Here is a 17,526-nt window from a genome sequence, read left to right as displayed (position 1 = left end):
TGTCAAATGCTGTTTTGCTGCTATGGATGTACGGCAGCTGGTCGCCTTAAACCTTCGACGCTTGCGGGTTGCGCGACAAATATCTCAAGATGATTTGGCTCTAGCGGCGGGCATCGAACGCTCGTACGCCGGCCACCTCGAGCGCGGCACCAAGAACCCGACCATTGTCACGCTGGAAAAGCTTGCTCTCGCTATGGAATGTGAGATCGCCGAATTGTTCAAAAAAGTCCCAGAGGGAGTAACCGGAATTGAGCCGCTCAAGAGTGGCCGGCGACCACCGGCGGAACGACGCTTGAAATAGAGGTCCGTCTCAAAAGACATATCGGGCGACGTCGAGTCGCCCTGCAGCGTTAAACTTCCCGGCCTAACCGGATCAATCGGTTTTCTGTCCCAGAAACTTTCTGGTGGAGCCGATAGCCCGATGGTTCGAGCCGTCGGCTCATAACCGATTGGTTAAAGGATCTGGTCCTGCCGGGCCCACCATATCAAACGCTACTGATCGTCAGACGGTGGAGCAACAGCTAACCCACGGGGAATGGTTGCCCATTACCCTGTGCAAGCCTCCCGGGCCTCCTCAGCGACCCGTGATGTTGATGGGAGCAGGCCTCAAACATCAGGCAAATCCACGTCCAATGTGAGAGAGTGTGGCGTCCTAGTTTAAAGGTGGTGCTCGCCGCATCCCCTCAGAAGACCTTGCCTTCCTTCAGGTGCGCCGTCGTGCCGTTCACCAAGTAGTCGCCTAGCACCCGCGCTTTATGTAGGAGGGGGTTATGGTTCAGCACGGTACGGATGTTGCGCCAGTGCCGGTCGAAATTGTTGTTGCGGGATGTCGCCGAGCCGCCGCCAAGTTCAAACATGCGCTCAGCGCTTCGCAAACCGAGCTGGCCAAGTACCAGCTGCGCTCGCGCCGTCGAAAGCGCGCTGGCGATCAGCGCGTCCTCGATCCCGGCATCGTTGCCATTGCCCAAGGCGGCAACCGTCCGGTCGAGCGCAACCGCGGCGGCGGCAACCGCCGCGTCGATCGCAAAGGAATTGGCTGCGATTTCGCCGATCACCTGTTGGACGAAGGGATCCTGATTGGCCGTTTCGGCGCTGCTGTGGGCGGCAGAGCGCGCTTGGCTGCGGACATAAGCAAGGCCATCCGAAAGGACATTGCGAACCGCGCCGGCCGCACTTGCCGCCAGGTGCAGCTGGCGCAGCGTCGAGCAATGGCGGCCGACGAGATTGTCGAGCGCGCGACGGGCCAACTCATGCGGGAAGACCTCGACGTTGTCGAGTATTATGCCGCCGCTCGCCGTCAGCCGCTGCCCCATGCCATCCCAATCGTCCAGAATGGCGATGCCTTGCCGATCGACCGGCAGCAGAACGCCGACCGCCTGCCCTTCCTCGTCCAGCGCACTGAACGATGCAAAGTCGGCGAAAGCGGTGCCTGTCGCGTACCATTTGCGGCCGTTCAGCCGGTAGGTATCGCCCCGCCGGACGATCGTCGTCGTCACCTGCCCGGGCCGCGCGGTGCCCTGCTCGGTATGCGCGCCACCAAAGAGCTTTCCGGCGAGGATCAGTTCGACTGCGCCAGCATCCCGTTCCCGAGGCTCGCTCAAAATGACGTTTTCGACGTAGTTGAAATGCGACCGCAGCGCATGCGCGACATTGGAATCGGCCGAACCGATCGCGGCGATCATCTCGATGTAGTCGGCAACCGAACCGCCCGGTCCCCCGAGTGCTGCCGGGATGCGCAAGGTGCCAAGTTCGAGCTCGCGAAACAGCTTGAAGGCTTCGAAAGGAAGTTCACGCGACAGGTCTCGTTCCGACGCGCCCTTTGCCACCTCGGACACAAAACCGGGAACGCGCGCCAGAAGCTCCGCGCGCGTCGGACGGGAAACGGACAGCACTCTGGTTTTCGTCACGCATCAACTCCGAGACTGAAATAAGGAGGGTGCAGCCGGGTACCCGCCGGCTGCACTGACGCCTTCGACGATCGTTCGTCGAAATCAATTACGATTGCCCGTCGAGATAGATGTCCGCTCCATTGCTCCACAGATGCTCGACACCCAGTTTCAGGTTCTTCACCCGCTTGTCGTAGACGGTGATGACCGCAGGGGTGACGATGTCGAGCGTCGGAAGGTCCTGAACGACCAGCTTCTGGAACTCGTTGAAGAGTTCCAATCGTCTCTTCGGGTCGATCTCGACGGCAGCCGTTTCGAGCAGCCGATCTACGTCCGGGTTCGAGTATTTCGAGCCGTTGGTGAAGGGGACCCCCGGCTTGAAGTTCTTCGACCAGTAGAGGCGCTGGACGCCGACCGTCGGATCGTAAAGGTTGCTCATGCCCTCGATGGCGATATCAAAGTCGCGTTCGGTGAAGACGCGCTTGACGAAGGTCGCAAAGTCCTGCGTCCGCAGTTCCACCTTGATGCCCACTTTGGCAAGGGCCTGGGCGATGTATTCCGCGGTCTGCTTGGGAGGACCGGAAGGCTGGGTCGGATCGATGAACAGCTTGAAGCGGAAACCGTCTGGCCCACGCGCGTAACCTGCTTCGTCGAGGAGCTTTTCGGCCTTGGCCGGATCGAACTCGTACTTGGGAAGGTCTGGCGTATAGAATTTCGCGAGGTCCGGGCTCACGGGCCCGTCAAGCCGCGTCGCGTAGCCGAGGTAGACAGTGTTGACGATGAAGTCCTTGTCGACCGCGTGCGCGATCGCATGGCGCACCTTGATGTCGGCAAGATACTTGTTTTCGAGATTGAACTCTGCGCGGGCGATGCTCGGGGAATAGGGCGCCGGATCGGTATCGACGACGAGGTTGGGGTTGGCCTTCAGCCGGTCGATGTCGGTCAGAGGCAGGTTGGCCGTCGAGATCTGCACCTCGCCGGTCTCGATCGCGGCGACGGCTGCGGCCGGATCGATGATGAAGCGGAAGATGATCTGATCAAGGTAAGGCTTGGGCGCCCCCCAATAGTCTTCGTTGCGAACAAACAGCGCGTGACTTCCGCGAACCCACTCGACGAACTTGTAGGGGCCGGTGCCGACCGGCGCGACGTTGTGCGGGTTTTCCGCAATCTTCGTCCCTTCGTAGAGGTGCTTCGGGACGATCGGTGCCTCGAAGCTTGCAAACGCCGTCAGCAGATAGGGAGCCGGCTTGGTGAGGATCAATTCGACCTCATGCGAACTGAGGACATTGGCCTCCTTCACGTGGGCAAAGGTCGCCCGGCCACGTGGATGGTTTTCCTTCAACGCCAGGATCGAAAAGGCGACGTCTTCGGCGGTGAAATCCTTGCCGTCGTGCCAACGGACACCCTGACGCAGCTTGAACCAATAGCGCCGGCCATCCTCGCTCACCGTCCACTCGGTGGCGAGCAGCGGCTGAGGATTGAAGTCCCTGTCATAGGTCAAGAGGCTCTCGGTTGCCTTGCCGCTGATGTAGTATGCGGCGCCGGCGCTATGGGCGATAAGAACGAGAACCGGCGGTTCGGTGCCGATGTTGATCGATACGCTGCCGCCGCGCGGCGGCTCGTCTGCCGCGAGCGAGGGCACCGGCAGCATTGGAAGGGCAGTCGCGGTCGCGAGTGCAACGGAGGAAAGGAGAAACGCGCGGCGCGTCGGCTTCAAAGTCCCGGTCTTCCTAGATGTCATCTGAGTATCCCCTAGCAGGCGAAGCACAGGCAACGCCGATTTCTCCAGCACCTGATCGTGGTGTTAGTCAGACCATATAAAATCTACTATATTTATCGAGATAGTGTAATTCTAAAGTCCGCGGCTTTTCTGAAAAAAGCTACTCAGGGCACACCGTTTGCCGCGTCCCTGACGTTGTCACGGAGAGCCTGACGCTACAGCACCACCTCTTCGACGGAGGAAAAGTTCCCGTTTGGACGCGCAAGCGACAATCCATCCCAAGATCGACCGGCAAAACGCAATCGACAAAATGCATCAAATAAATAGACTATATCGTTCTCGTGCTTGCTTTCTGAAGGAGTTCTCCATGCGTCCCGAATTCATCGGCCATACATCCAACCGGGAAGGGTCCGACATTGTGCCCACCTCCGGCCCGGTCATCGACCAGGCCTATATCCGCAATCATGTTCGGGCGGCGGAAGCGGCGGGTATCGACCGTCTGCTGATCGGCCAGTTCGCGCAATGGCCCGACAACAATCAGATCGCCGCCTATGTCTTCAGCCAGACGGAACGGATCGGGGCGCTGCTTGCCCACCGACCAGGCCTGATGGCCCCGACACTTGGCGCGCGCCAGCTCGCCACCCTCGATCAGTTCTCCGAGGGCCGCTTGTGGGTGCACATCATCACCGGCGGATCCGACACGGACCAGGCTCGCGACGGCGACTTCGAGGATCACGACACCCGCTACGCCCGAACCGACGAATATCTGACGGTGCTGAAGAAGGTTTGGGAGAGCGATCAACCCTTCGACCATGAAGGGCGCTTCTACAGGTTCAAGGGCGCCTTCAGCCAGGTAAAGCCGTTCCAGAAGCCGCGCATCCCGATTTCCTTCGGCGGTTCGTCGGATGCGGCGATCGCCGTTGCCGGCAAGCATGCGGATGTCCATGCGCTCTGGGGCGAGCCGCTTGACGGCGCGCGCGAAACCATCGGCAAGGTACGCGCAGCAGCGATTGCCAATGGCCGGGCGGCAGACGATATCCGCTTCACCCTCGCCTTTCGCACCGTCGTGGCTGAGACCGAAGACGCCGCCTGGGCACAGGCGGCGGATATCCTCGAGAAGGTGAAATCGCAGGTGGCACGCACGGCCGGCGGCAACGGCGAGAAGCTGCCGTCGAATGTCGGTTCGGTTCGCCTGCGCGAGGCCGCCAGCCGCGGCAAGGTGTTGGACAAGCGGCTGTGGACCGAAGTCGCGGAAGCCAGTGGCGCCGGCGGAAACTCGACCGCGCTGGTCGGCACGCCCGAACAGGTCGCCGAAGCCATCCTCGACTACTACGACGCCGGGGTCTCCAACTTCCTCGTCCGCGGCTTCTATCCGACGGAAGATACCGTCACCTATGGGCGCGATGTCGTGCCGCTCGTCAAAGCCGGGATTGCTGAACGGGACGCCAGAAAGGTTGCCGCCGAATGACTGCGCCGCTCGATATCGTCGACATTCATGCCCATCTCTGGCCTCCGGCCTGGCACCCGGGCGGCAGATACGAAAAGCCGGCCGGCGCCTTCACGCCGGAGATACACCAAAAGATCACCACGCCCCAGGCACTGGTCGATGAACTCGAGCAGAGCGGCGTATCGCTCGCCGTGGTTACCGCGACGGTCGAAAGTCTGTTCGGGACGGAAGGGAACGTTCCGCTTGCGGCCGTTCGGGAAGCCAACGACTGGCTGGCGACATTGTCTCACGAGCATCCGACGCTTGCGGGATTTGCCGTCGTCGATGCCTTTGCCGGTGAGGAAGCGGCACTGGAGGCCGAACGGGCGATCGTGGACCTCGGTCTTTCTGGCCTCGTGATCGACAGTTCGCGCGACGACAAGTTCATCGCCGATCCTGTAGTCCGACCGACACTCGACGTCGCGGCCCGGCACAGAGTTCCGGTTTTCGTGCATCCTGTTGCACACCCAAATGCCGAGGTTCTGATCAGAGGCGCCGGCAATCTCGGCAATTCGCTCGGGCGCGGTCTGATGAACGGCGTCGCATTCTTGTCGGTCGTCCAGTCTTCGCTGCTCGAAGAACTGCCAGACCTGCATCTGGTCTTTGCAACACTCGGTCTTGGGGCGATTGTCCAGGCGGCACGCGGCGGCGTCTATGCTCTCCCTGCCCGGCAAGCAGGGCGGCGGCCCAATATCTATTTCGACACGATGGGGCATGATCCGGACATCATCCACACCCTCACCGGGTTTTTCGGGGCCGATCGCGTGCTCGCAGGCACGGACTGGCCGATCCTTGCGGCACTCAACCGGAACGAATTTCGAGAAAGTCTGGCACAGGCCGGGCTGAACGAGCAGGAGGCACGCCTCGTCGCCGGCGGCAATGCCCGACGCCTCCTTGGCTTGCGGCATGATCAAGCGGCGGCGGCGGAATAAGGCTGACAAAGGCAAAAGCCCCGGATCAATGATCCGGGGCTTTTGCAGCTCGGCTGCCATTGGCCGGGGGACTTGCCCCCGATGACGGTCAGGCGACCCGCTGCGAACGCGTGAGCGGAATGATCTCGGCTTCCGCCGCTCCGAAACGTGGTTCGCGGCCCTCGAGAGGATGGCCGGGATCCGTGAAGCCCGGGGTCGACGGATGACCGGGCGCAACGAGCCGATCGACCAACGCCTCGTCTTCGGCGTCGAGCTTGATGTTGAGCGCACGGATGTAGGCATCCCAATGCTCTTCCGTGCGCGGACCGGCAATAGTCGAGGTGATCAGCCGGTTGTTCAGCACCCAGGCGAGCGCGAAATCGGCCGCCGCTATGCCCTTGGCCTGGGCGTGCGCTGCAATCTGCTTGGCGATCGCGATCGATTCTTCACGAAACTCCACGTCATGCATGCGCTTGTCGCCGCGCCCGGCGCGGGTATCGGCGCCCGGAGCCTCGCCGGGATTGTATTTGCCGGTCAGAACGCCGCGTGCGAGCGGGCTATAGGACACGGCACCCAGTCCATAAGCGGCAGCTGCCGGCAGCTGCTCGGCCTCGGCGGTGCGGTTGACGATGTTGTAGAGCGGTTGGCTCGCGATCGGCCGATCGATGCCGAGTTGGTCGGCAAGATGGGCGACTTCCGCAATGCGCCATCCCCGGAAGTTCGAGACCCCGAAATAGCGCAGCTTGCCGGCCTTGATCAGGTCGGCAATCGCCCGCACGGGCTCTTCGAGCGGCGCATCGAAGACGGCACGGTGGAAGTAGAGGATGTCGATATAGTCCGTGCCGAGATTACGCAGCGAATTTTCGACCGTCTGATAGACCCATTTGCGCGAATAGCCGCCGAGATTTGGTCCCTTCGCACGCGAATTGACGAACTTCGTTGCCACCACCCAGTGATCGCGATGGGCCTTGATCCCGCGCCCGACCACTTCTTCCGACTTGCCGTCATGGTAGACGTCGGCCGTGTCGATGAAGTTGATGCCTTGTTCGCGCGCCTTGTCGATGATGCGGAAAGCGACATCGTCCGGCGTCTGGTTGCCGAACATCATGGATCCGAGCGTCAGCGGCGACACTTTGAGGGCGCTGCGCCCAAGATAGCGATACTCAACCATTCAAGTTCTCCATTTCAGTTGATCTGGTCCGCAAAATGACAGGCCACCTGATGACCCGGTTTGATGAAGCGGAATTCGGGTTCGGTGACGCGGCAAAGCTCGCTAGCCAGCGGGCAGCGGGTGTGGAACCGACAGCCGGAAGGAATGTCGCTCGGGCTCGGCAGATCGCCGCCGAGGGGAGCGGCCTGCCGCGGCCGCGAGGGATCGGGAACCGCGGCCATCAAAGCGCGCGTGTAGGGATGGCGCGGGTCCGACCAGAGCGTCTCGTTATCGGCGCTTTCCACGATCCGGCCGAGATACATGACCAGTACCCGATCGCAGAAATAACGCACCACCGACAGGTCGTGGCTGATGAAGAGATAGGAGAGACCGAACTCCTTCTTCATCTCCACCAAAAGGTTCAGGATCTGCGCCTGGATCGACAGGTCGAGCGCCGAAACGGGCTCGTCGCAAACGATCAGGTCCGGATTGAGCAGCAGCGCACGGGCGATGCCGATCCTTTGCCGCTGGCCGCCCGAAAATTCGTGCGGATAGCGATTGATGGCATCGGCGGGCAGCCCGACCTTGGCGATGATGCCGGCAACGGTGTGACGCCGCTCCGGCCGGTTACCCGCCCTGTGCACGATCAGAGGCGCCTCCAGTATTTCACCGATCGTGTGACGCGGATTGAGCGACGCGAACGGATCCTGGAAGATCATCTGGATCGACTTGCGGACGTTTTTGAGCCGGCTCTGATCAAGTCTCGTGATGTCTTCGCCCTTGAATTCGATCCGCCCCTCGGTCGGATCGACCAGGCGCAAAAGCGTCTTGCCAAGCGTCGACTTGCCGCAACCGCTTTCGCCGACAAGCCCGACGGTTTCACCGCGCTCGACCACGAGGTCGACGCCATCGACCGAACGCAGCAGTCCGTCGCGCGTCTTGTAGTGGGTCTTGAGATCAGAGGCTGAGATAAGCGGCATCGGGCACGGCCTTGAGGGACGAGGTGAACGGGCAGGCAACGAGACGGTCCGGTGCTTGCGCGATCAACGGCGGCACCTGATGGCCGCAGCTCGCACGCGCCTGGCGACAGCGCGGCCTGAAGGGGCAGCCAGCCTCTCCGGCCGCCGACACGATCGACCCGGGGATCTCGGTCAAGCGACCGCTCAGATAGTGAAAGTCGTTCTTCAGTCGTGGCGAAGCCGAAAGCAGCCCGCGCGTGTAGGGATGCAGCGGATCGTTGAAGAGATCGCCGGGGAAGGCCTGCTCGACCTTGCGGCCGGCATACATCACCACGACCTTGTCGGCCCATTGCGCGACGACGCCGAGATCGTGGGTGATCAGCACCACCGCCATCTGAAGCTCGCGCCTGAGGGTGTCGAGCAGGTCGAGCACCTGCGCCTGGATCGTGACGTCCAGCGCGGTCGTCGGTTCGTCGGCGATCAGCAGCTTCGGCCGGCACGCAACGGCCATGGCAATCATCACCCGCTGGCGCATTCCGCCCGACAGCTGATGCGGATAATCGTCGACCCGTTTTTCGGCGGCAGGAATACGCACGAGCTTCAAAAGTTCAATCGCGCGTGCCCGCGCCACCCGACCTGAAAGTTTCTCGTGCACCTTCAGCACTTCGCCGATCTGCCGGCCGATCGACATGACCGGATTGAGGCTCGTCATCGGCTCCTGAAAGATCATGGCGATCTCGCGTCCGCGCAGCTGCCGCATCTCGCGCGCATCGAGACCCAGAAGGTCGCGGTCGTCGAAGACGATGCGGCCGCTGGTCACTCGTGCTGCGCGCGGCAGCAACTGCATCAGGGCAAGCGCCGTCAGTGATTTGCCCGAACCGGACTCGCCGACGATCGCCAGCGTCTCCCCCGCTCCCACTTCAAACGAGAGATTTCTGACCGGCTCGGCACGCGGAAAGCCGATGGTGAGGTTTTCGACCTGGAGCAGCGGCGCCATCGTCAGCGATCCCCAGCGAAGCGGGGGTTGAGGGCATCGTTCAGCCCGTCGCCGATGAGATTGAGCGCAAGTACCGTGAAGACGATCGCCAGGCCCGGAAGGGCCGTCAGGTACCAGGCCGTTCTGACCAGCTCGCGACCGGTACCGATCATCGAGCCCCAGCTCACGACATTGGGGTCGCCGAGACCCATGAAGGAAAGCGCGGATTCCATCAGGATTGCGGTGGCGACCATGACCGACGACGTCACGATGATCGGCGGCAGCGCATTCGGCAGGATCTCGCGGAAGATGATCCGTCCATGGCCAAAGCCGAGACTGCGGGCGGCCATGACGAAATCCTTCTCACGGATCGCCCGAAACTCGGCCCTGGTCAGTCGCGCGACCGTGGGCCAGGAGATGACGGCGATCGCAAGCGTCACTGTCGTTGCCGAAGGTTGGACGATCGCGACCAACACGACGAGAAGCACGAAGCTCGGCAAGGTCTGGAAGATCTCGATGAGCCTGACCAGGAGATCGTCGACCCAGCCGCCGAAGTAGCCGGCGATCGCACCAACGAAGACGCCGAAGATGAGGCCGAGCGCAGTCGCCATCAGCCCCACGAACAGGGAGATGCGAGATCCGTGCAGGATGCCGGCGAGCACGTCGCGACCGAGCGCGTCCGTGCCGAGCGGGAAGGCAGGATCCTGGCCCGGCCACAGGAACGGCTTTCCGACCATCGACAAGGGGTCGTCCGGATAAAGCACCGGCGCCAGCAGCGCGACGCCGATGACAAAAGCGAGAAACGCCGTCCCGAACAGCGCGTTGGGATTGGCGAGAAAGACTTTGAGTGCCCTTCGGCCGTTGGTAATCGCGACCGCCGCGCTTGGCTGGGAGCGCGCGTCAGGCGCCTTTACGTTGGACCAGGTGGGACGTTCCGGCGCTGTGATCTGCTCGTTCGTGGCCGGCGCAGCATAGGCGCCGCCGGTAGCCGCAGGAAAAGCTCCGAAGTCGGTGGTGGACATCAGCGCGCTCCAATTCGGGGATCGAGCCAGGCGTGGACGAGGTCCACCGTGGCATTGGCAATGATGACGAGAAGGGAGGACAGAAGCAGGATGCCGAGCAGCACGGTGAAATCCCGGCCCATAACCGCCTCGAAGGCAAGCCTGCCGAGGCCGGGCCAACTATAGACAGTTTCCACCACGACGGCGCCACCAAGCATGCCGCCGATATGCATGCCGGCCATGGTGGTGATCGGGATCAGCGCATTGCGCAGAATGTGCCTCGCCGTCACGCCAAGCGGCGTCAACCCCTTGGCATAGGCGGTGCGCACGAAATCCTGGTTCTTGACTTCGAGCATGGCAGCGCGTGTCAGCCGCGCATAGATCGCGACATAGAACAGCGCAAGCGACGTTGCCGGCAGCACCATGTAACGCGCCTTGTCGAGCAACGCCGGGAACCCTTTCAGCTGGGATCCGATCGTGCCCGCGCCGCCGCTCGGCAGCCACCCGAGTTTGACGGAGAAGAGCACGATCAGCATCAGGCCGATCCAGAAGCTCGGGATCGAATAAAACAGCAGCGAGAAGATTGACAAGAGCCGGTCGGGGATCCGCCCCGCAAACGTCGCCATCAGCGATCCGAGGATGACACCGAGGAAGATCGCGATGACGAGCGCCACCGCCATAAGGGTCAGTGTTCCGGGCAGACGTTGGGCGATCAGGTCGGCGACCGGCATGCCGTAGCGCGGCGAAAATCCCAGGCTGAAGTGGGCGAGGTTGCCGAGATAGGCAGCCAGCTGTTCGAGCACCGGACTGTCTAGCCCGAAGCGGGCTCTCAGCGCCGCAACACTCTCTTCGGTCGCCGAGCCTGCCTCGCCGGCCAGAACATCGGCCGCGTCGCCGGGAGCCAGCTGCAAGAGAAAGAAATTCAGGATCACAATTCCTAGAATCGCCGGAACCGCCTGCAGCAGCGTTCGTCGAAGCGTTCGCGCAATTCTGATCAGCACCGGCATCGATGTCGCCTCTCCGTTTGGCTGTCCGCCAACAGCGAACCTTCACCTCGGCCTGACCGTTCGCCGTAGGTGATTTTTATAGTTGACTAATTACATAGGCTTTGTCAAATCTATTTTAGCAATTTCATCCTGCAATGGACATGTCGAAGGAACACAATTCCTAGAAATTTTCCCGAACTATGCCGTTCCAGGAATACTAATCCGAAATTGGTACAGCTCTCGCAATGACGGACTAGGGAGGCGCGCTCGAACGAAAAACGCTTCCCGGCGCATTTTATCAAGGACAGCGGAGGATCCCGTGACACGCAAGAACGCCATCTCACAAATCTGGTACACCCGCTGCCCCGTGCCGACGCCCGTGGGGCTTGCCACCCAGCTTGGTCTCCTCGACACCGCATTTGCCGCCGAGGGCATCACGCTCAACTCCATCATCGACAGCAAGGACCGCACCGTCCGGTCCAGCCACTTCGATCACCATCTCGACTATTCCTTTCGCCATGGCGGCAATGTCCCGCCGATCCGCGCCCGCTCGGAGGGCAATCCGACCCGTCTCGTCGGCATCACCTGGACCGACGAATTCCAGGCCATCATCACGCTGCCTGGCACAGGTATAAAAACGACACGCGACCTCGCTGGCCGGCGCTTCGGCATTGCACGCCGTCCGCCCGGTATCGTCGACTTCATGGCCGCAACGGCGCTGAAAGGCCTCGTTTCTGCTCTTTCGCTTGAAGGGCTCGCAGCCACCGATGTCGAGATCGTCGATATCCCGCTTTCCGAAAGCGTGCTCGATGGCAGGGAAGGCCCGCAGCTCCATGGCCTCAGAAACCGTCACGCCTATGGCCCGGAGGTCGCCGCACTTTTGCGTGGCGAAGTGGACGCCATTTATGTCAAGGGCACGCCCGGCATCGCCGTCGCCAATCTCTTCGCCGCCCACACGGTCGCGGAGTTCGGCTTCCACCCTGACCCGAAGATCCGCATCAACTCCGGCTCCCCGCGGGTACTGACCGTCGACGAGCGGCTGGCGGAAGACCGCCCCGATCTGGTCGCCAAGCTGATCGCCACCTTGAAGCAGGCCGGGGTCTGGGCCGAGGAACATCCAGACGAGGTTCGTCGCTTCGTTGCCCGCGAAGTCGCCGCCTCCGAAGAGGCCGTTGCTGCGGCCAACGGCCCGGAACTGCACAGGCATCTCGGCGTCAGCCTCGAACCGGACCTCGTCGCGGCGATCGGCCACTACAAGGACTTCCTGCACGAATGGGGTTTCCTCGCGAGCAACTTCGACATCGAGCAATGGGTCGACCACAGGCCCTGGGCGGAACTCAACAATCGTGCCGTCGCTTGAACGAGAGTATTCGATGACCGATCCCGCACATTTCGAACCAGTGATCGCCACGGCAAAGGAACTGGGCAAACGCTTCGCCCTGACCGCCCGCCACTACGATGAAACCGGCGATTTCCCTTTTGCCAACTTCGACGCGCTGCATGAGGCGGGACTGCTTGGCCTGGTCACGGCGACCGAGCACGGCGGCCTCGGCGGCGGATTGACGGAAGCGCTCGCTGTTGTCTCGGCCATTGCCCGCGGCGAACCGTCGACCGCTCTCGTTCTGTCGATGCACTACAACCAGCACCATTCGGTGCGCACGTCGGGCAAGTGGCCGCCCCACCTCGTGGAGCGCGTTACCAGGGCCAATCGTGAAGGCGTCGCGCTGATCAATGCCGCCCAGGTCGAACCGCGCGTCGGCTCCCCATCGCACGGATCCCTGCCGGAAACGGTGGCCCGGCGTGTTGGCGACCAGTGGCGTATCACGGGGCACAAGACCTATGCGACCGGTATCCCCCTTTTGCGCTGGGTGTCGGTTCTTGCGGTGACCGACGAGCCGGAACCGCGACTTGGCTCGTTCCTCGTACCGACATCGGCCGATGGTATCCGCGTCGAAAAAACATGGAACGCAACAGGCATGCGGGCCACCAACAGCGACGATCTGATCCTTGATGACGTCGCGATCCCGCTAGAAGACGTTCTCGACATTGCGCCGGCAAGCGAAGGCCTGAAACGCGACGAACGTATGGGCGCCTGGTACTTCTCGCTCGTCCCGGCGATCTACGACGGCGCCGCCCGAGGCGCGCGCGACTGGCTGATCGAATTTACAACCTCGCGCGCGCCGGCCAGCCTCGGCGCACCGCTTTCGACCGTCCCTCGCATCCAGGACGGTCTTGGAGAGATCGAAGTGTTGCTGACGGTCAATCGCAGGTTGCTGCGCTCGATCGCCGAGGATTTCGACAGCGGGCGCGCCTTCGGGGCGGATGCCGCGGCGGTCAAACACACCGTCATAACCAACGCGATCTCGGTGACGACGCTCGCCCTGGAACTCGGCGGCAACCCCGGCATCAGCCGAGACAATCCGCTGGAGCGTCACCATCGCGATGCGCTCTCCGGCAAGGCGCACGCGCCGCAAAACAACTTGATCCGGACAATGCTCGCCAAGGCCGCGTTCAACCGCCACGCCGCAGCGCCCGCCGTGGCGCTCGAGCCGGTCCCGGTCCGGCCTCCCCCGCAACCCCGTCTTGCCGTCGTCGGCGGCCGCTAGGAGTTCCCCGATGTCTTCCCTCTCTTCCGTCTGGTACACGCGCTGCCCGGCGCCGACACCGCTGTCGATCGCCCATCAGCTCGGCTGGATCGACAGCCAGTTTCAGAGCGCAGGCGTTGGCGTCCGCTCGATCCGCGACAGCAAGGATCCGTCGGTTCAGCAGAGCCATTTTACCCATGCGCTGGATTACTCGTTCCGACAGGGCGGTAGCATTCCGCCGATCTGGGCGCGGTCCGGCGGCCGCGAGACGCGCGTCGTCGGCATCACGACGACAGACGAATTCCAGGCAATCATCGCGCTTCCAGGTTCAGGCATCGCCACTGCGAAGGACCTGAAAGGGCGCCGCATCGGCGTCCCGCGCAAACCCAAGTCCGACGTCGTCGACTTCCAGCGGGCCACCGCATTAAAGGGCATCGTTTCGGCGCTTTCGCTCGACGGTCTCGATCACGGCGATGTCGAACTCGTCTATCTCGATACCGACGAGGGCAACCTGATCGAGCGCGGCAATGCTGCCTTCCTGGGCTTGAAGCGCCGTTACCCGTACGGTGCGGAACTCCTGGCTCTGGCATCGGGCAAGATCGACGCCTTCTTCGTCAAAGGCGCCGAGGGAATTGTGCTCGCCAATCAGATCGAGGCCACCATCGTATCCGAGTTCGGCTTTCACCCGGATCCGAAGATCCGCATCAACAACGGCACGCCGAGGCCGCTGACGGTCGATGCCCGCTTCCTCGACGACCACCCAGACAGGGTCGTCGATCTGGTGTCGACGGTTGCAAGTGTCGGGGAATGGGCCACATCGAATCCGGACATGGCCGTTCGCTTCATCGCCAATGAAATTGGCGTCGGCGAGGACGCCGTCTGGGCTGCAAATGGCCCTGATGTCCATCGACACCTCACTCTGACGCTGCACACTGACCAGATCGGCGCCTTTGAGCACTTCCAGCGCTTCCTTCTCGACTGGGGTTTCATTCCGGCCGCCTTCGATGTCCGCAACTGGATCGATCATCGTCCGTTGGAAGCGGAATCGCGACGGAGAGCGGCATGAGCGTCGCACCGATCCTCGTCACCGGTGCAACCGGCAAGCTTGGCCGACTGATCGTCGACCGTCTGCTCGCGCTTGGCCAGCCGGTTCGCGTCTTCACACGCCGCCCTGACGCCGCACGTGTCCTGTTCGGAGAAACCGTGCAGGTCGCCGCCGGTGATTTCGACGACCGTAAGGCGCTCGACGCGGCCGTTCACGGGATTGGACGGCTTCTCCTGCTTTCGCCGATCAATGCCAGGCTTGTCACCGATCAGATCGCCGTCGTGGATGCCGCCGTCGCCGCGAACGCTGCCCGCATCGTCAAGATTTCAGGTTCCGACTGGACGATCGAACCGCCGGGAAGTTCGATTTCCGGCGCGGCGCACGCTGCCGTTGAGCGCCATCTCAACGGATTGGCGGCGAAGACCGTTTCACTCCGTCCCAACGCCTGGATGCAGGTCTCTCTCGCCAACACCATCAAGCAGGCAATTGCCAACGGTCAGGTCATCGCAGCAAACCTCGACGCCGGAATCGGCTATATCGACGCGCGCGACATCGCCGATGTCGCTGTGCACCAACTGCTTGCCGACCGCCTCCGCCGCCGCACGCTCATCCTGACCGGCCCAGACGTCGTCTCGTTCCGGCAGATCTCCACTCTGTTGGCGGCCGAGTTGAAAAGGCCGGTTGCCGCACTCGATAAGCCACCCCAGACCGTTCCGGGGGATGGCGATTTCGAGCACCGCGCCGTCGCGCAATTCGCAAGGTTGATCGCTGCCGGCCGCGCCGCAACGACGACCGATGTCGTTCCGACGCTGCTTGGTCGTCCACCGCGTACCGTCGCAGCCTTCATTTTGGAACAGGTCGCCGCCATGACGGCAGTGCCCGAGTATCAGCCATGACCACACCCTTCGTCGACGTCGCCATCATCGGAGGCGGGCCGGGAGGCCTCGCCCTGGCACAGGGCCTGAAGAAGAACGGCATCGATACAGCCGTCTTCGAGCGCGATCCGATCCGCGCCGACTACGTGCAGGGTTTTCGCATGCGCATCCGTCAACGGGGTATCGACGCGCTTCAGGCGAATCTGCCACCACATCTCTTTCAGGCCTTTCTCGACACGCTTGGATTGGCGCCCACGGAAAACCTTGTCCTCAACGAAACCTTCCAGCGGCTGGAAGACGCAAGCCAGCGATCAGGCGAGCCCGAGGACACCCATATCGAGAAGTCGGTCAGCCGGATCACGCTACGACAGATCCTGCTTTCCGGGCTCGACGGGGTTTTCCACACAGGCAAGCGGTTCGAGCGCTACGAGACGCTTCCCGACAGCACGGTCCTTGCCCATTTCTCCGACGGCTCGGCCATTCGCGCCAACCTTTTGGTTGGCGCCGACGGGGCGGGGTCTGCGGTCCGCCGCCAGCTGCTGCCCGACCTGAAGAGCATCGATACGGGCGTGCGCAGGCTCGCCGGCAAGATCACCCTCGATGCGGCGGCCCGACACGGCATCTCGCCGCTTCTGACCGAGTTCAACGCCACCATTCGCCCGCGCGACGGCCGCGGCCTGATGATCACCAGCCATCGGGTCGATCCGTCCGCCTATGCCCGTCACGATTTCATTGGCACCGAGGATCCCGGCCATGCCGACATCCCCGGCTTCCACTTCAACAATTCCACCAGCTACACCTGGTGGAATACCGCCTATGACACGGATGAACTCGGGCCGGACGACGTGCTCGAAACACTCGACGGCGCAGCCCTCCTCGAAGCGCTCCTTGGGCGTATCGGCCACTGGGACGCGCGCATCCTGAAGCTCGTTCGCAACAGCGACCCTTCGACGGTCGCCTTCCTCAAGGTCAAGAGTTCCACGCCCGGCGCCACATGGCAAAGCGGTCCGGTGACGCTGCTCGGCGACGCGATCCACGCGATGACCTATTTCCGCGCGCTTGGCGGCAACACGGCCCTCTATGATGCCGGATTGCTCGTCCGCGAACTCGTCGCCGCACGGCGTCACGGCAAACCACCGCTTGCCGCCGTAGAAGATTACGAAAACGCGATGCGCGAGCATGGCTACGAAGCCGTGCGGTCCTCGCTTTCAGCCATGCAACGCAATGTCGGCGTCAATCGACCGCTGAAAGCCTTGGCTGCCCTCTAATCTCAGGAGAAAGTGATCATGCCTATCGTCGTCTTCGGCGCTTCTGGAAACATCGGCAGCAACATCCGCAAGGAGGCCCTCTCACGCGGGCACGGCGTGACCGCTGTTACGCACGCCTCGGCCCTTGAGCCCGCCGAACGCCTGACGACATTGAGAGCGGATATCGCCGATCCGGAGCACGTGGCTAAAATCGTTGCCGGTCACGACGCCGTCATCAGCGCCTACAGTCCCGGCCTGCGCCGCCATTCCGCCAAGGACGCAGCCGTTCTCATCGAGAAGGCGCATGCCTCCCTCTTCGAAGGCGTCAAGCGCGCTGGCGTCCGCCGCATCATCATCGTCGGCGGAGTTGGAAGCCTTGAGGCAAGCCCCGGCGTCGACGTCGTCGACAGCGATTTTTACCCTGCGGACCACAGGGCCCATACGCTGCGCAACCGCGAGATCCTGCGCAGCCTGAAACGTGGCGAGCACGACCTCGACTGGACCTATGTCTCCCCACCGCTCTCGATCAAGGCGGGTGAGCGCACCGGCCGTTTCAGGCTCGGCGAGGACGTGCTGCTGCGCGACGAAGCGGGCGAGAGCCGGATTTCCGAAGCGGATTTCGCGATCGCCATTCTCGATGAACTCGACAAGGGACAGTTCATTCGCCGTCGCTTCACCGCGGCCTATTGAAGGACTTTC

At 62.5% G+C, this 17,526-nt stretch carries 16 protein-coding genes; 9 read left to right on the top strand and 7 right to left on the bottom strand.

All coding sequences use genetic code 11. The features are described from left to right. Positions 1-22 precede the first annotated feature (22 nt). Positions 23-301, top strand: coding sequence for a helix-turn-helix domain-containing protein (locus tag IB267_RS17855; protein WP_192448803.1), 279 nt, complete (start codon positions 23-25; stop codon positions 299-301). A gap of 382 nt (positions 302-683) precedes the next feature. Here IB267_RS17855 and IB267_RS17850 read toward each other — a convergent pair whose 3' ends face one another. Together IB267_RS17850 and IB267_RS17845 are read right to left on the bottom strand one after the other, a co-directional pair. Next, positions 684-1,907 carry an acyl-CoA dehydrogenase family protein gene (locus tag IB267_RS17850; protein WP_192448802.1) on the bottom strand — a complete coding sequence of 408 codons (1,224 nt, stop codon included), beginning with the start codon at positions 1,905-1,907 and terminating at the stop codon, positions 684-686. Positions 1,908-1,995: 88 nt separating this feature from the next. Then, on the bottom strand, positions 1,996-3,627 hold the full coding sequence (locus tag IB267_RS17845; protein WP_192448801.1) for an ABC transporter substrate-binding protein: 1,632 nt from the start codon (positions 3,625-3,627) through the stop codon (positions 1,996-1,998). A gap of 346 nt (positions 3,628-3,973) precedes the next feature. Between IB267_RS17845 and IB267_RS17840 the strand changes: the two genes are divergently transcribed. Both IB267_RS17840 and IB267_RS17835 read left to right on the top strand, forming a co-directional pair. Further along, positions 3,974-5,074 (top strand): LLM class flavin-dependent oxidoreductase, encoded by a 1,101-nt coding sequence (locus tag IB267_RS17840; protein ID WP_192448800.1) that lies wholly within the window; start codon positions 3,974-3,976, stop codon positions 5,072-5,074. Further along, positions 5,071-6,024 carry an amidohydrolase family protein gene (locus IB267_RS17835; RefSeq protein ID WP_192448799.1) on the top strand — a complete coding sequence of 318 codons (954 nt, stop codon included), beginning with the start codon at positions 5,071-5,073 and terminating at the stop codon, positions 6,022-6,024. Before IB267_RS17840 ends, IB267_RS17835 begins: the two co-directional genes overlap by 4 nt. Positions 6,025-6,112: 88 nt before the next feature. Here IB267_RS17835 and IB267_RS17830 read toward each other — a convergent pair whose 3' ends face one another. Genes IB267_RS17830 through IB267_RS17810 form a run of 5 tightly spaced genes read right to left on the bottom strand, consistent with a single transcriptional unit; the run spans position 6,113 to position 11,096 of the window. After that, a complete protein-coding gene (locus IB267_RS17830) occupies positions 6,113-7,174 on the bottom strand; it encodes an aldo/keto reductase (protein ID WP_192448798.1) in 1,062 nt (353 codons plus the stop codon). 14 nt (positions 7,175-7,188) lie between these two features. Then, complete coding sequence (locus IB267_RS17825; RefSeq protein ID WP_192448797.1) at positions 7,189-8,133, bottom strand: ABC transporter ATP-binding protein; 945 nt, start codon at positions 8,131-8,133, stop codon at positions 7,189-7,191. Further along, positions 8,111-9,109, bottom strand: coding sequence for an ABC transporter ATP-binding protein (locus IB267_RS17820; protein ID WP_192448796.1), 999 nt, complete (start codon positions 9,107-9,109; stop codon positions 8,111-8,113). Before IB267_RS17820 ends, IB267_RS17825 begins: the two co-directional genes overlap by 23 nt. 2 nt (positions 9,110-9,111) lie before the next feature. Then, on the bottom strand, positions 9,112-10,110 hold the full coding sequence (locus IB267_RS17815) for an ABC transporter permease (protein ID WP_192448795.1): 999 nt from the start codon (positions 10,108-10,110) through the stop codon (positions 9,112-9,114). Then, positions 10,110-11,096: an ABC transporter permease gene (locus tag IB267_RS17810; RefSeq protein WP_192448794.1), complete on the bottom strand. Its 987-nt coding sequence runs from the start codon at positions 11,094-11,096 to the stop codon at positions 10,110-10,112. The genes IB267_RS17815 and IB267_RS17810 overlap by 1 nt, the downstream gene beginning before the upstream one ends. A 298-nt stretch (positions 11,097-11,394) precedes the next feature. Here IB267_RS17810 and IB267_RS17805 point away from each other — a divergent pair, with 298 nt between their 5' ends. From IB267_RS17805 to IB267_RS17780, 6 genes are read left to right on the top strand one after another with little or no spacing between them, the layout of a single operon-like run. Then, positions 11,395-12,435 carry an ABC transporter substrate-binding protein gene (locus IB267_RS17805; RefSeq protein ID WP_192448793.1) on the top strand — a complete coding sequence of 347 codons (1,041 nt, stop codon included), beginning with the start codon at positions 11,395-11,397 and terminating at the stop codon, positions 12,433-12,435. Positions 12,436-12,448: 13 nt separating this feature from the next. After that, a complete protein-coding gene (locus IB267_RS17800; RefSeq protein WP_192448792.1) occupies positions 12,449-13,681 on the top strand; it encodes an acyl-CoA dehydrogenase family protein in 1,233 nt (410 codons plus the stop codon). A 10-nt stretch (positions 13,682-13,691) separates the two neighbouring features. Continuing rightward, positions 13,692-14,726, top strand: coding sequence for an ABC transporter substrate-binding protein (locus IB267_RS17795; RefSeq protein ID WP_192448791.1), 1,035 nt, complete (start codon positions 13,692-13,694; stop codon positions 14,724-14,726). Beyond that, positions 14,723-15,601 (top strand): NAD(P)H-binding protein, encoded by an 879-nt coding sequence (locus IB267_RS17790; protein WP_192448790.1) that lies wholly within the window; start codon positions 14,723-14,725, stop codon positions 15,599-15,601. The genes IB267_RS17795 and IB267_RS17790 overlap by 4 nt, the downstream gene beginning before the upstream one ends. Continuing rightward, the gene (locus IB267_RS17785; RefSeq protein ID WP_192448789.1) at positions 15,598-16,848 is read left to right on the top strand and encodes an NAD(P)/FAD-dependent oxidoreductase; all 1,251 of its coding nucleotides are present in this window, start codon (positions 15,598-15,600) and stop codon (positions 16,846-16,848) included. Before IB267_RS17790 ends, IB267_RS17785 begins: the two co-directional genes overlap by 4 nt. Positions 16,849-16,866: 18 nt before the next feature. Continuing rightward, a complete protein-coding gene (locus IB267_RS17780; RefSeq protein ID WP_192448788.1) occupies positions 16,867-17,517 on the top strand; it encodes an NAD(P)-dependent oxidoreductase in 651 nt (216 codons plus the stop codon). Positions 17,518-17,526: the final 9 nt, after the last annotated feature.

This window comes from Ensifer sp. ENS09 (assembly GCF_014852425.1).
Taxonomy (GTDB): Bacteria; Pseudomonadota; Alphaproteobacteria; order Rhizobiales; family Rhizobiaceae; genus Ensifer.
This window is presented reverse-complemented; position numbering and strand designations above follow the sequence as displayed.

Coding starts and splice junctions, on each gene's coding strand:
- IB267_RS17835 (WP_192448799.1), top strand. CDS start 5,071: ATGACTGCGCCGCTCGATATCGTCGACATTCATGCCCATCTCTGGCCT.
- IB267_RS17830 (WP_192448798.1), bottom strand. CDS start 7,174: ATGGTTGAGTATCGCTATCTTGGGCGCAGCGCCCTCAAAGTGTCGCCG.
- IB267_RS17820 (WP_192448796.1), bottom strand. CDS start 9,109: ATGGCGCCGCTGCTCCAGGTCGAAAACCTCACCATCGGCTTTCCGCGT.
- IB267_RS17790 (WP_192448790.1), top strand. CDS start 14,723: ATGAGCGTCGCACCGATCCTCGTCACCGGTGCAACCGGCAAGCTTGGC.
- IB267_RS17800 (WP_192448792.1), top strand. CDS start 12,449: ATGACCGATCCCGCACATTTCGAACCAGTGATCGCCACGGCAAAGGAA.
- IB267_RS17780 (WP_192448788.1), top strand. CDS start 16,867: ATGCCTATCGTCGTCTTCGGCGCTTCTGGAAACATCGGCAGCAACATC.
- IB267_RS17825 (WP_192448797.1), bottom strand. CDS start 8,133: ATGCCGCTTATCTCAGCCTCTGATCTCAAGACCCACTACAAGACGCGC.
- IB267_RS17815 (WP_192448795.1), bottom strand. CDS start 10,110: ATGTCCACCACCGACTTCGGAGCTTTTCCTGCGGCTACCGGCGGCGCC.
- IB267_RS17795 (WP_192448791.1), top strand. CDS start 13,692: ATGTCTTCCCTCTCTTCCGTCTGGTACACGCGCTGCCCGGCGCCGACA.
- IB267_RS17810 (WP_192448794.1), bottom strand. CDS start 11,096: ATGCCGGTGCTGATCAGAATTGCGCGAACGCTTCGACGAACGCTGCTG.
- IB267_RS17845 (WP_192448801.1), bottom strand. CDS start 3,627: ATGACATCTAGGAAGACCGGGACTTTGAAGCCGACGCGCCGCGCGTTT.
- IB267_RS17785 (WP_192448789.1), top strand. CDS start 15,598: ATGACCACACCCTTCGTCGACGTCGCCATCATCGGAGGCGGGCCGGGA.
- IB267_RS17840 (WP_192448800.1), top strand. CDS start 3,974: ATGCGTCCCGAATTCATCGGCCATACATCCAACCGGGAAGGGTCCGAC.
- IB267_RS17855 (WP_192448803.1), top strand. CDS start 23: ATGGATGTACGGCAGCTGGTCGCCTTAAACCTTCGACGCTTGCGGGTT.